Genomic DNA, 14503 nt, shown 5'->3' with positions numbered 1-14503 from the left:
TCCATCGTCACGGGTCGCTGGTCACTCCACGACGACGCTGCCCCGCATGCCCAGTGACTTGTGTGGCGCGCAGTAGTAGTCGTACTGGCCGGGCACTTCGAACGCGTGCGCGTACCTGTGGCCGCTGCCGTACGTCTTCCCGTTCCCGCCTTCGGTTCCCGTCCAGTCGGCGTCGGCCGGCTGGCTGGCGGGTCGGACGTTGTGTCCGCTGCCGTCCCACTCCCAGCGCACGGTCGTTCCGGCAGCCACCGTGACCGACTCCGGCGCGAATTCGAGGTTGCCGTCCGGCGCGACGGTGACGACAGTCGCGTTCCCGTTCTCGGTCGGTGTCGCGCTCGGCTCGCTGGTCGTGGCGGACTGGTCGGGTGCCGTGGTCGGCTCACTGGTCGTGGCGGTCTGGTCGGTCGTCCCGGTCGCCGTCCCGGAATCGTCGCCACCGGTGCAGCCGGCGAGCGCCGCGGCCAGCGCGCTCGCACCCGCCGCGAGGAGTTTTCGGCGTCTCATGCCCCCTCGTTTCGGCGCTTCCTGCTTGAGTACTTTCCCAACTCTCGCCCCACTCGCCGTCGGCATCGGCCACGAAACCGCGGGCCGTGCGTCGCGCGTCCGACGACCCCGCGGGGTTTATGTGAATCCCAGCCGAGATTCCCGGGTATGGCCGACATCCTCGCCGAGAACCTCTCCGGGAAAGCCGTGATGGGGTCGGACGGCACGGAACTGGGCATGCTGTACAACATCACGATGGACCTCAAGAGCGGGAAGCTCGAAGACCTCCTCGTGGAGCCGCTGGAGGACTCGAACGTCACCGTCAACTTCCCGACCGACGGCGAGGGCCACTACCGGGTCCCCGTCGGGCGCGTGCAGGCGGTCAAAGATTACATCGTCGTTCAGCGATAGTGTACGTCCTCGACGCCTCCGCGTTCATCCACGACTACGAGCCCGACGGCGAGACGGCGTCGATTCCCGCCGTCCGGGACGAACTGGAGGACGCTGCGGCGTACCGCTACGACGCGATGGCGGGCGGCGGCATGCAGGTGCAGGTACCGGGCGAGGCCGCGCTCGCGGCGGCCCGCGAAGCCGCGCGCACGACCGGCGACCTCGACGTGCTCTCCGAGACGGACCTCCGGCTGCTGGCGGCGGCGTACGAACTCGACGGCACGGTCGTCACGGACGACTACGCGGTGCAGAACGCCGCCGACGAACTCGGCGTCGGCGTCGACGTCATCGAGCAGGAAGGAATCAGCGAGCGCCGGAACTGGAACTTCCAGTGTCAGGGCTGTGGCCGCGAGTTCGACGAATCGAAGGAGCGCTGCCCGGTCTGTGGCAGCGACCTCGCGCGCAAGCGCCCCCGCTAGTCAATCTCTTCGAGCCCGTTCTCGATGAGTTGGCGCAGCACTTCCTGCTCGGAGAGCCCGTACTCCCGCGCCAACTCCTCGACGTCCGATGCGAGAGAGTCCCCACAGACGACGGAGTACTTCCGAGGCATACCGTTTGATTCGGCAGCACGGACCGTAATACTTAGTCAGCCCCGCGTCAGACGGCCGCCGCTGTGCGTCAGGTGAACGCGACGTACGCGGCCGCGAACTGGACGGCGTCGTACGTGCCGTGGACGACGACCGGCGCGAACAGGTCGTCCGTGCGCTCGTACGTCACGCCGAGCACGAGCGAGACGACGAATAGCCGGCCGAGCGTCACGAGCACCGCGCCCGGCGTCGCGCCCGTGCCGGCGTACGCGAGGACGTGCGCGCCGGTGAACACGAGACAGCCGACGACGACCGCGCCGCGCCGCGAGAACGCACCGTAGAGGTACTTCTGGACGCCGTTGCGCGCGAGCAGTTCCTCGCCGGGGCCGACCGCGAGATACGAGAGGACGACCAGCGGCGGCAAAATTCCGGGGTGCTCGCGCGCGGTCTCGACAAGCGTGTGGCTGGTCTGCGGGAGGTCGAAGAAGACAACGAGCCCGACGAGCGCGTAGTGGACCGCGAAGATGGCGACGACCCCGACAGCCGCGACTTTCACGTCGTCCCGCGACGGCCGGCTGGCGTCGATGCCGCCGTCGTACCACGTCACGAACGCGACGCCAGCTAGTCCATACCCGACGCTCGCGACGGCGGTGTTGACGGGCACTGTGACGAGCGGATCGTCAGGGACGACGCCGACAGCGACGGTCGCGAGTAGCGACCCGAACACGAGCGCGGCCAGCGAGACGACCACGCCGACGACGAGGTGTTTTTCGCGGGCGCGGATCGCGTCGGCGTCCAGCCCCGCGTTCGCCGCGACTGCCGCGCCGACCGTCCCGAGTCCAGCGAGCAGCGCGAGCGGCGGGCCACGCGGCAGTCCCGTCGTCGCGGCGTTGATGCCGACCGTCGCGGCGACTGCGAGTCCACCGCCCGCGAGGCCGGCGACGAGGTCGAGCCGCGGGACGTCGACGCCGTGCCGGCGCGCGCCGAACGCGGCGGCGGCGAGCAGCGCAAACCCGGTGGCGGCGCGTGCGGCGAGCGTGGCGTCGGCCGGCCAGTCGAGGAACGTGGCGGCGAGCCCGACGCCCGCGACGACGAAGCCGACGGTCTGTGCGTACCGGTCGTTCACGCTGCCGAATCCGGCCTGCTCGGACAAAGGCGTGCCGTTGTCCTACTCGACGACGAGTTCGGTCTTCTCCGGGAGCCCGCGCTCGCCGCTGAGCAGGCCGCGTGCGGCTTCTTTCCCCCACTCGACGGCAGGCTGGGTGAACGTCTCCACCTCGTACAGTTCGCCCGCGAGGATGCAGGCGGCTTCGACGTCGTAGAGCAGGCGGCCCAGCGAGCGCTCGTCGATTCGCGGAATTTCGATGCGGACGTTCGGGACGCCCGATTCGGCGAGGCTCGCTTCCGTGGCCTCGAACTCCGCGTCCAGCAGTTCGCCGAGGCTACCGCCCGCGAGGTAGTCCAGCCCCTCCAGTTCGGTTTCCGGAATCTCGCGGTCGTCGCGCTCGCGCGTTCGGACGAGCGTCACGAGTTTGTCCCGGGGGCCAGCGCGGTAGAGTTGGAGTTGGCTGTGCTGATCGGTCGCGCCGAGCGCTCGCGCGGGCGTCTGCCCGAGGCCGTCCTTCCCCAGACTCTCCGCCCACAGTTGCGCGAACCACTCCGCGAACGTCTCCAGCGATTCGGCGTACGGCATCATCGCGTTGATGCCCGCGCCGCGGACGTCGAGGGCGTACGCCGTCGCGCCGTACGCGTACGCCGGGCAGTCGAACAGCGACCCCGTGAGCGCCGCGCGGCCCTCGCGCGCACCGTCGAGAATCGCTTCGACGTCGTGGCCGGTGAGCGCGGCAGCCGGCAGCCCGACCGTCGAGAGCGCGGAAAACCGCCCGGGGACACCCTCGGGCGCGTCGAGCGCGGGCAGGTCGTGCTCGTCGGCGAGGTCGCGGAGGTTCCCCTCCGGCCCGGTCGTGACGAACGTCCGCTCCGTCCAGTCGACGCCCGCATCCTCCATCGCGTCGCGCACGACGAGGAAGTTCGCGAGCGTCTCCGCGGTCGTTCCCGAGCGCGAGACGATGTGGACGACGGCCCGCGAGAGGTCGATGTCTTCCAGGAGCCCGGTGACGTGCTCGGGGTCGACGTTGTCGAGGAAGTACGCGTCCAGGTCGCCGTCGAGGGCGTCCACGAGCGTCGCCGCGCCGAGCGCGCTCCCGCCGATGCCGACGTTCAGGAGGACGTCGCTGTCCGCGAACGGCTCGACCGCCTGTTCTATCGCGGCCGGGTCCGCGGTCTTCGGGAGATTCAGCGCCGCGTACCCGAACTCGGCGCCGGTCATCCCCGCGACGATGCGCTCGTGTGCGTCCCTGACGCGGTCGTCCAGTCGTTCGAGTGCGTCCTCGGGGACGCCCGGCGTCGCCTCCACCGCGAGGGCGTTGCCCACGTCTACGTGCATGTGGGGTACCGGGACGGCGGCGTGCTTAAGAGCTGGCCTCTCGCTGCCGCCGGCCGAGTTCGCTGTCCGGACACCCGGTAGCAGGCGGTGGGTCGGGAGACGAGCGGAGCGAGTCTCCCGGGACTGAAAGGGGCCGACCGGTCGCGGCGCGTGCCGACGCAAGCACCGCAGCGAACGCAGTGAGCGAGGAGCACAGCGAGGCAGGTGCCGCGAGCGGGAGGGGGCTTTCTGGTTCTCGAACCACGTCCGAGATTCAGGAACTGTGTCCACCGACTGTGGCGAGTCGCCGTACTTTTGCTCCGGTAGCGCCGAATCTCGTGTAATGGGACGGTTCGACAGTTACTCCGGACTGCTGACGGCGTACCCGTACGCGTTCCGGCAGTCCGACTCGCTCTTATTTCGGAGTTACGTGGTCGTCAGCACCGTTGTCGCGGCGATGGTGGTCGCGCTCGCGGTCGGTGGGCTGCTCGTACTCATCGGGAACACGACGGGCGCCGGTGGCGGGTCGCTGACGCTCTCGCGGACGTTCTACGTTGTCGTCGGCCTCTTCGTGTTCGTACCCATCGTCGCGCCGGTGTTGTTCGTCGCGAACCGGCACCGCCGAGAGCGACAGGTCGCCGACCGCTATGACGCCGCACTCGGCGCTGCCGGCTACGTCTTCGTCGTCTCGGTCTACCTCGCGCTCGTGGCGTCGATGCCCGCGGAGTTCGGGTCGGGCAGCGAGGCGATTACGCGCCCGGAACCGTCCGGGGTCTTCGCGCCCGTCGTGGAACTCCTCTACGCGATTCCGTCCGTGGCGTCGCCGCTGCTCGTGCTGGCAGGCGCGCTCGTCGTCTACGGTGTCCACCGGGGCTTCGCGTCGAAACACGGAAACGGCGAGACGGCCTAGGCCCGTCGATGACAGACGAGAAGACCGCGACGTTCCTCGTCACCAGCGCGGCGGACGGCTCCGCGGTGCTCTCGGACGTGACGGACGCGCAGGTCCACACGCTCTCGGAGAACCCGGGGCTGGCGGAAGGCGACGTGCTGGAAGCGACGGTCGCGCCGGACCCGCCGATGAACGTCACGTACAGCGTCGTCGAGGTCGTCGAGCGCAAGCAGATTCCCGTCGAAGCCAGCGACGAGACGCCCACGCCCAAATCCAAGGAGATTGCCGCGGGTCTCGACGCCGGCGACATAGAGACCGTCGAGCGCGCGGGTATCGGCGAAGTTCACGTGCTCGGCGTGCCCGAAGACGGCGTCGAGCAGACTGTCGAGGACGTGCTCGACGACGAGCAGACGGTCGCACGCGCCGCCCGCATCGGCATCGAGCGCGTCGAAGTCCGCTCCGGCGAGGACTTCGTGAGCGTCCGCTACCTGCCCTAGTTCTCCGGGCTCGCTTCGCTCTGGCCGTCCCAGCCGGCGTCGACGCCGGCGGCTTCCCGTTCGACGAACGCCAGTTCGGCCGTCTCGTCGAGCGCCGTTTCGCCAGCGACGTGCTCGACGCGGAGCGGAATCTCTGGGCTGGTGACGCCACAGCCGGCGCTCACGGAGATAGTCCACGTGTCCCCCTCGCTGGCGCGCTGGTTCGACCGCTTGAGGTACGCCCGCACGTGGTCGGTCGTCAACTGGTCGCGCTCCCAGTCGCTGACGTCCGCCGGATACGAGACGGTGACCGTGGTCATGGGTGCGTGTACGTGAACGACCGGTTTACACCCACCGCCGAATTCTGTTCTTCGACAGGCGACATCTTCAAGCCGGCTGCCCGCCTAGAGAGCACATCCATGATGGCGACGACACACGCGCTCGTGGGGCTGGCGGTCGCCGCGCTCGTCTCACTCGTCGTGCCCGAGTTCGGGGTCGCTGTGGCCGCTGCCGGCCTCGCGGGCGGCGTCCTCCCCGACCTCGACCTCTACGCCGGCCACCGCCGCACCCTCCACTTCCCGGTCTACTACAGCGCCGCTGCGGCCGTCGCCGCCGTCGTCGCGCTCGTCTCGCCGACGACGTGGACCGTCTCTGCGGCCGTCTTCCTCGTCGCCGCCGCGCTCCACGCCGCCAGCGACGCGCTCGGCGGCGGTCTCGAACTCGAACCGTGGGAGGCCACCAGTGAACGCGCCGTCTACAGCCACTTCCACGGTCGGTGGCTCCCGCCGCGCCGGCTCGTCCGCTACGACGGCGCCCCCGAGGACCTCGCCGTCGCCGCCGTCTTCGGCGTACCCGCGTCGCTGGCGTTCGGCCCGAGCGTCCAGCAGGTCGTCGCCGGCGCGCTCGTCTTCTCGGCCGGCTACGTCGTCGTCCGAAAGCGCCTCCCCGCCATCGCGACGTGGCTGTTCGCCCAGGTGCCCGACGGTGTCCGCCGCCACGTCCCCGAGCGGTTCGCGCCGTAGTCCTGCTGGCTGGGTATAAGAAGCCTTAACCTCGCTCGCTCCCGACCGGCACTCATGCCCAGTTTCGAGGTCCCTGAGGTCGACCTCAGTCAGTACTCCATGCGGCAGCTCGTCGCTCCGCCGCTGGCCCTGCTGGTAATCGCGCTCACAGTCGTGGGCGCGTCGTTCGCCCTCACGGGATGGCCGGCCGACCCCGGCATCGAGTTCACCGGCGGAACGGAGCTCGTGGTCGAATCGGACGCGCCCCAATCGGAGATTACGGCCGCGTTCGAGCGGGACCACGAGTCCATCCGGTCTATCGGCACGAGCGGCTCCCAGTACCTCATCACGTTCCAGTCCGACGAAACGCAGGCCATCTCCCAGCAGGCCAGGGACGCGGGCTTCGAGGTCGTCCAGTCGCAGGGCATCGCGCCCTCGTTCGGTAGCTCCACCCAGCAGCTCGCGCTCCTCGGACTCGCCATCGCCTTCCTCGGCATGAGCGCCGTCGTCTTCCTCCTCTTCCGCACGTTCGTTCCCTCCATCGCGGTCGTGCTGTCGGCGTTCAGCGACATCGTCGTCCCCATCGCGCTGATGAACGTCTTCGGCATCGAGCTCTCGCTGGGGACCGTCGCCGCGCTGTTGATGCTCATCGGTTACAGCGTCGACTCCGACATCCTCCTGAACAACCACGTCCTCCGGCGTTCCGGGGGGTTCTGGGAGAGTGTCCACCGCGCGATGCGTACCGGTGTCACGATGACCGTGACCTCCATCGTCACGATGATCGTGATGACCATCGTCTCCTACGTCTTCGGCATCCAACTGCTCACGGACATCGGGCTGGTGCTCGTCTTCGGGCTGACGACTGACCTCGTGAACACCTACATGATGAACGTCACACTGCTTCGCTGGTACAAGTTCGAGGGGGTGGCGCGATGAGCTGGCTCCGCGAGAACTGGCGGGTCGCGTTCCTCGTCGTCCTGTTGCTCGGCTCGTCGGTCGCGCTGTTCGCGCCGGGCATCGGCGCGTCCGCCAGCGGGGACGAGGAGGCCGCGTCACGGCCGACGAACCTCCAGTACGGCCTCGAACTCTCCGGCGGCGTGCGGCTGCGTGCGACCGCGGTCGGCGTCACCGCGTCGGGCGTCGACGTTCCGACCAACGAGAGCGCACGCGAAGCCCTCGAAGCCGACGTCGCCGACGCGCTCTCGCTCGAACCCGGGAGCGTGACCGCGCGCGACCGCCCGGCAGCCGACAGCCCCGACGTCGTGGAAGTGTACGCGAACAACACGACCGCCGAAGTCAGGACCGCCCTCGACTCGCTGGGGTACAGCTACGACTCGGTTTCCAGCGGCGTCACGTCCGCGACGCGGAGCGAAATCGTCGACACCATCTCCACGAAAATCGACGCGACGGGCTTCTCCGGGGCCTCCGTCTACTCCACGCGGACGCAGGCCGGCGGGAACTACATCGTCGTCGAAGTCCCCGGACAGAACGCCTCCGAGGTGCGCTCGCTCATCCAGGGGCGCGGCGAGGTCGAGATGTTGGCGTACTACCCACAGAACGGCAACCAGACGAACGCCACGGTGCTCTCGCACTCCCAACTCCAGCGCAGCGACGTCAGCACCGCGCGAGTCATCGACGGACGGCCGTCGGTGCCGGTCTCGCTGACGCAGGACGCCGCCGAGGAGTTCGCCGCGGACATGCGCCAGTACGGCTTCACGTCCAGCCAGGGCACCAGTAACTGTCAGTTCCCGGACGGCGGCTACTGCCTGCTCACCGTCCTCGACGGCGAAGTCGTCTACGACGCCGGCGTCCGCGCGAACCTCGCCCAGAGCTTCGAGAACGGCGACTTCGTGCAGGACCCGCGGTTCGTCATCACGGCCAACTCCATGGAGGAAGCCCGCGAACTGCGCGTGAACCTCCAGGCGGGCGCGCTCCCGACGCAACTCGAATTCCAGGACTCCTACTACGTCTCCCCGAGCTTCGCCGAGCGGTACAAGCCGCTGTCGCTGGTGACCGGTATCGCCGCCGCCATCGCGATGGCGCTGGTCGTGTTCGCGCGGTACGGCGACCCCCGGGTCGCGATACCGATGGTGTTCACGGCGCTGGCCGAAGTCGTCATCCTGCTCGGATTCGCCGCCGTGAGCGGGCTGGCCTTGGACCTCTCGCACATCGCCGGGTTCATCGCCGTCATCGGGACCGGGGTCGACGACCTCGTCATCATCGCCGACGAGGTGATGACCAAGGAAATCGGCTCCCAGCGCGTGTTCAAGAGCCGATTCCGCAAGGCGCTGTGGGTCATCGGGGCCGCCGCGGTCACCACCATCATCGCGATGAGTCCGCTCGCGGTGCTCAGCCTCGGCGACCTCCGCGGGTTCGCCATCATCACCATCCTCGGCGTGCTCATCGGCGTGCTCGTCACGCGCCCCGCGTACGGGGACATCCTCCGCCGGCTCCTCACCGGCGAGCACTGACGCCGCCGTCTTTTTCGTCGGCCGCCGCGAGCACCACGCTTAACCTGCCTACGGACGCATACCGACTATGCACACAGATACGTGGCGCGCCGCCGCCAGCGCCACCATCAGCCTCACGGGTGGCATCGTCGTCGCCGTGATGGGGCGACACGTGCTCAGCACACAGCCACCGACTTCGGGGTGGCTGCTCGCGGGATTCGGCGCGCTCGTCGGCCTCGCGCTCGTCGCCGCCGGCTACGTCGTCTACCGCGCGGAGTTCACGCTCCGGCAGACGCTCGGCATCGCCGGCTGGAACGCGCTCGGCGTCGTCGTCATCGGTGCCGCGCTCGCGCTGCTGTACGCCTACCAGTCCGCGGTCGCGTCGCTGCCCGCCGCGCCCGTCTTCTCCGGCACAGTCGTCGTCGCCGTCAGCGCCGTCGCGCACGTCCTCATCGGCGTCAACGACGCGCGCCGCATCCGCGCCCGCGAACTTGCCCGCGAACACGAGAAACTCGACGTACTCTCGCGACTCGTCCGCCACAACCTCCGCACGGAAGCCCAACGGCTGTACAGCTACGCGACGCGCGTCCGGATGGCCGACGACGAGACGAGCGACGACCTCGCCGACGACGTCCACGGCTCCGGCGAGCGACTCGCGGAACTCCACGAACACATCACGACCATCCGCGACCTCATCGAGAACCCGCCCGAACCCCGTCCCTACGACGTGGGCAGCGCCGTCGCCGACGTCGTCACCGACCTCCGCGAGGAGCATCCCGGGACGACCATCGAGGTGACTGCCACCGATGCGACGGCCGTGGCCGGCGACTACCTCGCGGACGCGATTCGCGAACTCGTCGAGAACGCCATCCAGCACAACGACAGCGACGAGCCGTGGGTCGGCGTCGAAGTCACCGAGACGAACGGCCGCGTCGAAGTCGTCGTTCGCGACGACGGCCCCGAGATTCCCGACGTCGAGCGGGAGACGGTGACCGGCGAGCGCGAAATTACGCAACTCAGCCACGGCAGCGGCGTCGGCCTCTGGCTCGTGCGCTGGATTCTCGACGCCTACGACGGCGACCTCTCCTTTGGCGACCGCGAGGACGGCAACGAGGTCGTGCTCTCGTTCCCCGCCGCCTAGAAGTCGCTGAGTTTGGCTTCCGTCGCGCCCTTCGCGTCCAGCCCGAACTCCGCGAGCTCCACGAACTCCATGTCGTTGTCGCGGAGCGCGCGCCGCACGCGCTCGGAGGCGGACGGCGCGACCAACATCCCGCGCACGTCGTTCGCGGCGTCGCCGCTCACAATCGAGGACCGCTCGTCTGTCGACTCGCGCCCCTCGCCGCCGTTCGATTCGCTGTACAGTTCGACGTAGCGCTTGAGCTGGTCGAAGTGGTTCAGCGTCGCCTGAATCCGCTTGACCTCCACGACCACGGGCGCCCCCTCACTATCGACGGCGTAGAAGTCCACGAACCCGTACTTCGTCTCGCGTTCGTGCTCGACGATGCGCAGGCCGTCTTCGAGGCTCTCGGGGTTGTTCTGGATGTATTCGTGCATCTCCGCCTCGGTGCCGGACTCCTCGTAGGTCGCGCCGTCCTCGGCCTCGAAGCGCGTGACGCCGTACGCCTCCAGAATACGGGCTTCGACGCGCTCGCTGGGGTTACTGCGGCGCGCCAGCAGGACCGCGTCGCCGTCGCTCTCGCGGGCTTCGACGGTGCCGCCGCCCGGCATCCAGTTGACGGGCTTGTGGCCGGTCGGCTGGTGGACGAGGAAGGTTCCGTCGGGCTTCGCGACGAGCAGCCGGTCGCCCTCGTCGAGGTAGCCGCTGGTGCGGCCCTCGTACTCGACCTCGCAGCGGGCCTGTACGGTCAACACCGCGCCGTCCCGGAACGCCGCCTTCGCCGCGGCGACGAACTCCTCGGGGGTGGGCGCGTCCAGTCGCTGTACGACCATCGTCTCCACTCGGTTGCCGTGCCGACCGATAAAGCTGTGGATTGCCCGCGGCAGGCCGGCGGCGTCAGCGCTCCAGAGTGGCATTTAAGCCATTAGAGCGAAAGGTGGAGGTATGTCCGAGTTCGGCGTCCTCTCTATCGTCCCCCCGTTGCTCGCCATCGCACTCGCCATTATCACGCGGAAGGCGGTGCTGTCGCTGTTCCTCGGGGTGTGGTCCGGCGCCGTCATCTTCACCGGCGGCGTCGGCCTCGCACAGACCTTCGACTGGATTGCGCGCTCCATCTCACAGGTGACCGCAGATGGGGAAGGCTCCATTTTCCACGCCCAAATCATCATCTTCACGCTGCTGTTGGGCTCGGCGGTCGCGATGATTTGGCGGCTCGGCGGCTCCCACGCCGTCCGCGACTGGGCGCTCGACCACATCGACAGCAAGCGCACCGCGGGCGTCGTTGCGTGGCTGCTGGGGCTGCTCCTCTTTTTCGACGACTACGCGAACACCGCCGTCGTCGGCTCCACGATGAAAGACGTCTCCGACTTCCTCGGCGTCTCCCGCGAGAAACTCTCCTACATCGTGGACTCGACGGCCGCGCCGGTCGCCACCCTCACCATCTCCTCGTGGGTGGCGTTCCAGCTCTCGATGATAGAGACGGGCTACCAGACGGCGGGCGTCGCAGCCGCCGACCGCCCCGACGCCTTCGCGGTGTTCCTGCAGTCGATTCCGTTCAACATGTACGCGATTCTCGCCATCGCGATGGTCGCCATCGTCGTGCTCTCCTGCCGGGACTACGGGGAGATGCTCGGTGCCGAACACCGCGCCTCCACCACGGGCAACGTCACCCGCGAGGACGCCCGCCCGATGCAGGACGTCGAAGCCACGCTCGGCGAACCCAAGACGGAGAACCCGAAACTGCTCTCCTTCTTCGCGCCCATCGCGGTGCTCATCCTCGTCACCGTCGGCTCCGCGCTGTACACGGGGTACGCGCCGGACGCCAGCCTCTACGACATGGTCGTGGACGCCGACTACGCGCTCGCGCTCATCTTCGGGTCGTTCGCGATGGTCGTCTCCACGTACGTCCTCGGGTTCGCGTACGGCGTGCTCTCGCTGGGGGAGAGCGTCGACACCACCATCGACGGGTTCGGAATCATGCTGACGGCGGTGACGATTCTCGTGCTCGCGTGGTCCATCGGGAACGTCGTCGACGCGCTGGGCACCGGAACCTACGTCGCGAACGCCGTCGAGCAGTTCCTGTCGCCGGAGCTACTCCCCGTAATCGTGCTGTTCACCGCGGCGTTCGTCGCGTTCTCCACGGGGAGTTCGTGGGGGACGATGAGCATCGTCACGCCCATCGCGGTGCCAGTCGCGTGGAACCTCGCGGGCAGCCACACGATGGTCGCGGCCGCCGTCGGCGTCGTCTTCTCGGGTGCCATCTTCGGCGACCACGCCTCGCCCATCTCCGACACTACGGTGCTGTCGGCGACGTTCACGGGCGCGGACCTCATCGACCACGTACGCACGCAACTGTACTACGCAGTTACTGTCGTGGCCGTCTCCGCGCTCCTGCTCGTCGTCTGGGGGTACACGCGCGTCACGCCGTGGCTGCTGCTCCCGATTGGCGTCGGCCTGTTGGTCGCGCTCGTCTACGGGCTCTCGGAACTCGACGCAAACCGCCGCGGTATCGATCCCAAGCAGAGCGACGTCCCCACGCCCGAGAACGACTAGAACTCCTCGAGCCCGGACTGCTCGGCGGCCGCGAGCGCGTCCCTGCTGGTCTGCCAGGACTCCCGGGCACACGCCGGCAGCGCGTCGTGCTCGCGGACGTACTCCCGCAAAAAATCTCGCGTCGTCGGGTCGCTCGGATAGCCCGAGCCCACGTCACCGTACTCCGAAGCGATGTCCTCGACGTGGCTGTCGCGGGCGACTTTCGCGACGATGCTCGCCGCCGCCACGAGCGCGTACTCGTCGTCCGCGCCGTGCTCGGCGGTCACGTCCACGTCGGCCGCCGCGCCCTCGGCGACCCGCCGGCCGAACCGTGCCTCGTCTACGTCCCCCGCGTCCACGTAGCCCGCGAGGCCGTCCGCCGCGACCGCGTCGAGCGCGCTCGCCTGCGCGTCCACGGTGAGCGTGTTCATGTCCGTCTCGGGGTCGTCGATGCGCTCGACGGGAATCTCGGCGACGCCGACCTCGCAACGCTCGCGGATTCGCTCGTCTAGGTCCTCGCGGCGCGCGGGCGAGAGCCGCTTCGAGTCCGCGACGCCCGCCGGAAGGTTCTCGGTGGAGCCGACGACCGCCGCCGCGAACATCGACCCGAGGACGGGGCCTTTGCCGGCCTCGTCCACGCCGAACCGCTCGCTCATTCCCGGAAGAACTCCTCGTCCTCGAACTCGTCGCGCTCGCCCTCGACGGTCACGACGTCTAGCGCCGTCACCTCCGCGTCGACGCCGAGCACGCCCGCGAGACTCGGCTCCGTGCGGCCCTCGTCGCTGGAGACGAGTTCCTTGATGTAGAGCCCGCCCTCGCCCTCCACTTCGACGACGGCGTGCGTGTCGTCGGTTCGTTCGCCCTCGATGTCGTAGACCTCGCGCTCGCGGACCTTCTCCGCGCGCCGGTGTTTCACGCGCTGGGGCGTCTCCTGCTGGATGGTCGCGCCGTCCAGCTCCAGGAGTGCGGCCTCGAACCCCTCTTCCGTGACCGGCTCGCCGAACTCCACTTGCGCCCGGTAGCGCTTCCGTGCGTCCAGCTCCTTCACGCGCGCCACCATCTCGTAGGACGCCAGCCGAATCCCCTCGACTTCGACCTTCTCGTCGGCGTACTCGTTGATGGCCTCCTCCAGTTCCTCGGGGTCCGGGTGGCGCTCCTGTGGCTCCTGTACCTCGACGACGAACGGCCGCCCCGTCCCGAGCATCAGCGCGTCGATGTCCTCGCGGCCCGCGCCGTGGAACGACGCCGACTCGCCGTCCATCGCGTCGATTACGGGTGGCGCGGTCAACTGCTCGACGCTCTCCGGGTAGAGGAAGCCGGTCCCCTCGCAGTGTGGACACGGCGAGTCCACGAGCGTCCCCGTTCCGTTGCAGTCGCTACAGGGCCACTTCGTCTGCGGAATCCCGCGTTCGAGCTTGCGGTACCGGCCGTAGACGAACGCCGAGTTCACCGTCACGCTCACCGTCTCGTGTTCGACGTCCAGCACCGCGAGCACGTCCGGGCGCTCGAAGTCCACGTCCGCGCCCGTCTCCCGGCCGACGCGCTTGCCGACCTCGCGGTTGCACTCGGACTTGAACAGTTCACCGGCGTCCTCCGCTAAGTCCGCGATGTCCCGCAGCATCGTCTCGTTCTCCTCCACGAGCGGCGGCGCTTGCGTCCCCACCTGGTACGTGTCGAAGTTCTGGCCCGCGAGCGCGTCCACGACGAGGTCCGCGAACTCGTCGAAACGCCCCGACGCGCCCTCACACACCCAGCACTCGGAGGGGTCGACGCCCTCGTACGGCTCGTCGTCCGCCAGCGCGATAGTCGTCCGAAGCGCCCGCCCGCGCTCGGCGTTCGTCAACCCGAAACTCCGCTCCGCGAAACACCGACCCACGCACGCGTCGCAGATCGGGTCCTCCGCCAGCACCCGTCGCGCGTCCTCCAAGACTGTCATGGGTGTTGTGTCGGGGGCCGCTGGTACGTACTCTTCGGTCTCTAGCCTGTGATTCGCCGCTTCGTCTCGTCTCTTCACCGTTCGTTGTCTCGTCTTTGCCGCTGTTCGCTCTGTTTCCTTCTGAAAGCCCTCGGGCGTCTGCGGTCCCGCGACTCGCTGCGCTCCTCAGTCGCTTTGCTCCCTGCGGTGCTTACGTCGTCGGGGTTCCCGCAGACGC

General features: G+C 68.7%; 17 protein-coding genes. 9 read left to right on the top strand and 8 right to left on the bottom strand.

Annotated features, from left to right (window positions below):
- Window positions 1-21: 21 nt before the first annotated feature.
- Window positions 22-504 (bottom strand): plastocyanin/azurin family copper-binding protein, encoded by a 483-nt coding sequence (locus tag LT974_RS13305; protein ID WP_232588118.1) that lies wholly within the window; start codon window positions 502-504, stop codon window positions 22-24.
- A 147-nt stretch (window positions 505-651) separates the two neighbouring features.
- On the opposite strand from LT974_RS13305, the gene LT974_RS13300 reads away from it, so the two are divergent.
- Together LT974_RS13300 and LT974_RS13295 are read left to right on the top strand one after the other, a co-directional pair.
- Window positions 652-894, top strand: a complete 243-nt coding sequence (locus tag LT974_RS13300; protein WP_059057654.1) for a PRC-barrel domain-containing protein — start codon at window positions 652-654, stop codon at window positions 892-894.
- Window positions 894-1352 (top strand): NOB1 family endonuclease, encoded by a 459-nt coding sequence (locus LT974_RS13295; protein WP_232588117.1) that lies wholly within the window; start codon window positions 894-896, stop codon window positions 1350-1352. Before LT974_RS13300 ends, LT974_RS13295 begins: the two co-directional genes overlap by 1 nt.
- On the opposite strand, the gene LT974_RS13290 is transcribed toward LT974_RS13295, so the two are convergent.
- From LT974_RS13290 to LT974_RS13280, 3 genes are all read right to left on the bottom strand, one after another.
- The gene (locus LT974_RS13290; protein WP_232588116.1) at window positions 1349-1483 is read right to left on the bottom strand and encodes a CopG family transcriptional regulator; all 135 of its coding nucleotides are present in this window, start codon (window positions 1481-1483) and stop codon (window positions 1349-1351) included. The two genes, LT974_RS13295 and LT974_RS13290, sit on opposite strands and share 4 nt — an antisense overlap.
- A 68-nt stretch (window positions 1484-1551) precedes the next feature.
- Window positions 1552-2586, bottom strand: a complete 1035-nt coding sequence (locus tag LT974_RS13285) for a CPBP family intramembrane glutamic endopeptidase (protein ID WP_232588115.1) — start codon at window positions 2584-2586, stop codon at window positions 1552-1554.
- 42 nt (window positions 2587-2628) lie between these two features.
- Entirely contained in the window at window positions 2629-3906 is a 1278-nt protein-coding gene (locus LT974_RS13280) for a glucose-6-phosphate isomerase (RefSeq protein ID WP_232588114.1), read from the bottom strand.
- A gap of 322 nt (window positions 3907-4228) precedes the next feature.
- On the opposite strand from LT974_RS13280, the gene LT974_RS13275 reads away from it, so the two are divergent.
- The gene (locus LT974_RS13275) at window positions 4229-4795 is read left to right on the top strand and encodes a hypothetical protein (RefSeq protein WP_232588113.1); all 567 of its coding nucleotides are present in this window, start codon (window positions 4229-4231) and stop codon (window positions 4793-4795) included.
- A gap of 8 nt (window positions 4796-4803) precedes the next feature.
- On the top strand, window positions 4804-5271 hold the full coding sequence (locus tag LT974_RS13270; protein ID WP_232588112.1) for a DUF5812 family protein: 468 nt from the start codon (window positions 4804-4806) through the stop codon (window positions 5269-5271).
- On the opposite strand, the gene LT974_RS13265 is transcribed toward LT974_RS13270, so the two are convergent.
- On the bottom strand, window positions 5268-5570 hold the full coding sequence (locus LT974_RS13265; RefSeq protein ID WP_232588111.1) for a hypothetical protein: 303 nt from the start codon (window positions 5568-5570) through the stop codon (window positions 5268-5270). The two genes, LT974_RS13270 and LT974_RS13265, sit on opposite strands and share 4 nt — an antisense overlap.
- Before the next feature lie 102 nt (window positions 5571-5672).
- On the opposite strand from LT974_RS13265, the gene LT974_RS13260 reads away from it, so the two are divergent.
- From LT974_RS13260 to LT974_RS13245, 4 genes are all read left to right on the top strand, one after another.
- Entirely contained in the window at window positions 5673-6272 is a 600-nt protein-coding gene (locus tag LT974_RS13260; RefSeq protein WP_408611723.1) for a metal-dependent hydrolase, read from the top strand.
- A gap of 54 nt (window positions 6273-6326) precedes the next feature.
- Window positions 6327-7187 carry a protein translocase subunit SecF gene (gene secF, locus LT974_RS13255; RefSeq protein ID WP_232588109.1) on the top strand — a complete coding sequence of 287 codons (861 nt, stop codon included), beginning with the start codon at window positions 6327-6329 and terminating at the stop codon, window positions 7185-7187.
- Complete coding sequence (locus tag LT974_RS13250; protein WP_232588108.1) at window positions 7184-8722, top strand: preprotein translocase subunit SecD; 1539 nt, start codon at window positions 7184-7186, stop codon at window positions 8720-8722. Before secF ends, LT974_RS13250 begins: the two co-directional genes overlap by 4 nt.
- A gap of 67 nt (window positions 8723-8789) precedes the next feature.
- A complete protein-coding gene (locus LT974_RS13245) occupies window positions 8790-9842 on the top strand; it encodes a sensor histidine kinase (RefSeq protein WP_232588107.1) in 1053 nt (350 codons plus the stop codon).
- Here LT974_RS13245 and nucS read toward each other — a convergent pair.
- Window positions 9839-10651, bottom strand: coding sequence for an endonuclease NucS (gene nucS, locus LT974_RS13240; protein ID WP_232590266.1), 813 nt, complete (start codon window positions 10649-10651; stop codon window positions 9839-9841). The two genes, LT974_RS13245 and nucS, sit on opposite strands and share 4 nt — an antisense overlap.
- Before the next feature lie 112 nt (window positions 10652-10763).
- Here nucS and LT974_RS13235 point away from each other — a divergent pair, with 112 nt between their 5' ends.
- Window positions 10764-12371, top strand: coding sequence for a Na+/H+ antiporter NhaC family protein (locus LT974_RS13235; protein WP_232588106.1), 1608 nt, complete (start codon window positions 10764-10766; stop codon window positions 12369-12371).
- Here the strand turns inward: LT974_RS13235 and rnhB are convergent.
- On the bottom strand, window positions 12368-13006 hold the full coding sequence (rnhB, locus tag LT974_RS13230; protein ID WP_232588105.1) for a ribonuclease HII: 639 nt from the start codon (window positions 13004-13006) through the stop codon (window positions 12368-12370). The two genes, LT974_RS13235 and rnhB, sit on opposite strands and share 4 nt — an antisense overlap.
- On the bottom strand, window positions 13003-14286 hold the full coding sequence (locus LT974_RS13225; protein ID WP_232588104.1) for a tRNA pseudouridine(54/55) synthase Pus10: 1284 nt from the start codon (window positions 14284-14286) through the stop codon (window positions 13003-13005). The genes rnhB and LT974_RS13225 overlap by 4 nt, the downstream gene beginning before the upstream one ends.
- Between the last annotated feature and the right edge of the window lie 217 nt (window positions 14287-14503).

This window comes from Halobacterium noricense (assembly GCF_021233435.1).
Classification (GTDB): domain Archaea; phylum Halobacteriota; class Halobacteria; order Halobacteriales; family Halobacteriaceae; genus Halobacterium; species Halobacterium noricense.
Note: the sequence above shows the minus strand (reverse complement) of the source record. Positions and strands in the feature narration are given on the sequence as shown.

Excerpts from the sequence above, each read along its gene's own strand:
- LT974_RS13260 (WP_408611723.1), top strand. The coding sequence starts at position 5,673 with ATGGCGACGACACACGCGCTCGTGGGGCTGGCGGTCGCCGCGCTCGTC.
- LT974_RS13305 (WP_232588118.1), bottom strand. The coding sequence starts at position 504 with ATGAGACGCCGAAAACTCCTCGCGGCGGGTGCGAGCGCGCTGGCCGCG.
- LT974_RS13290 (WP_232588116.1), bottom strand. The coding sequence starts at position 1,483 with ATGCCTCGGAAGTACTCCGTCGTCTGTGGGGACTCTCTCGCATCGGAC.
- LT974_RS13270 (WP_232588112.1), top strand. The coding sequence starts at position 4,804 with ATGACAGACGAGAAGACCGCGACGTTCCTCGTCACCAGCGCGGCGGAC.
- LT974_RS13275 (WP_232588113.1), top strand. The coding sequence starts at position 4,229 with ATGGGACGGTTCGACAGTTACTCCGGACTGCTGACGGCGTACCCGTAC.
- LT974_RS13225 (WP_232588104.1), bottom strand. The coding sequence starts at position 14,286 with ATGACAGTCTTGGAGGACGCGCGACGGGTGCTGGCGGAGGACCCGATC.
- LT974_RS13235 (WP_232588106.1), top strand. The coding sequence starts at position 10,764 with ATGTCCGAGTTCGGCGTCCTCTCTATCGTCCCCCCGTTGCTCGCCATC.
- LT974_RS13265 (WP_232588111.1), bottom strand. The coding sequence starts at position 5,570 with ATGACCACGGTCACCGTCTCGTATCCGGCGGACGTCAGCGACTGGGAG.
- rnhB (WP_232588105.1), bottom strand. The coding sequence starts at position 13,006 with ATGAGCGAGCGGTTCGGCGTGGACGAGGCCGGCAAAGGCCCCGTCCTC.
- nucS (WP_232590266.1), bottom strand. The coding sequence starts at position 10,651 with ATGGTCGTACAGCGACTGGACGCGCCCACCCCCGAGGAGTTCGTCGCC.
- LT974_RS13250 (WP_232588108.1), top strand. The coding sequence starts at position 7,184 with ATGAGCTGGCTCCGCGAGAACTGGCGGGTCGCGTTCCTCGTCGTCCTG.
- secF (WP_232588109.1), top strand. The coding sequence starts at position 6,327 with ATGCCCAGTTTCGAGGTCCCTGAGGTCGACCTCAGTCAGTACTCCATG.
- LT974_RS13245 (WP_232588107.1), top strand. The coding sequence starts at position 8,790 with ATGCACACAGATACGTGGCGCGCCGCCGCCAGCGCCACCATCAGCCTC.
- LT974_RS13300 (WP_059057654.1), top strand. The coding sequence starts at position 652 with ATGGCCGACATCCTCGCCGAGAACCTCTCCGGGAAAGCCGTGATGGGG.
- LT974_RS13280 (WP_232588114.1), bottom strand. The coding sequence starts at position 3,906 with ATGCACGTAGACGTGGGCAACGCCCTCGCGGTGGAGGCGACGCCGGGC.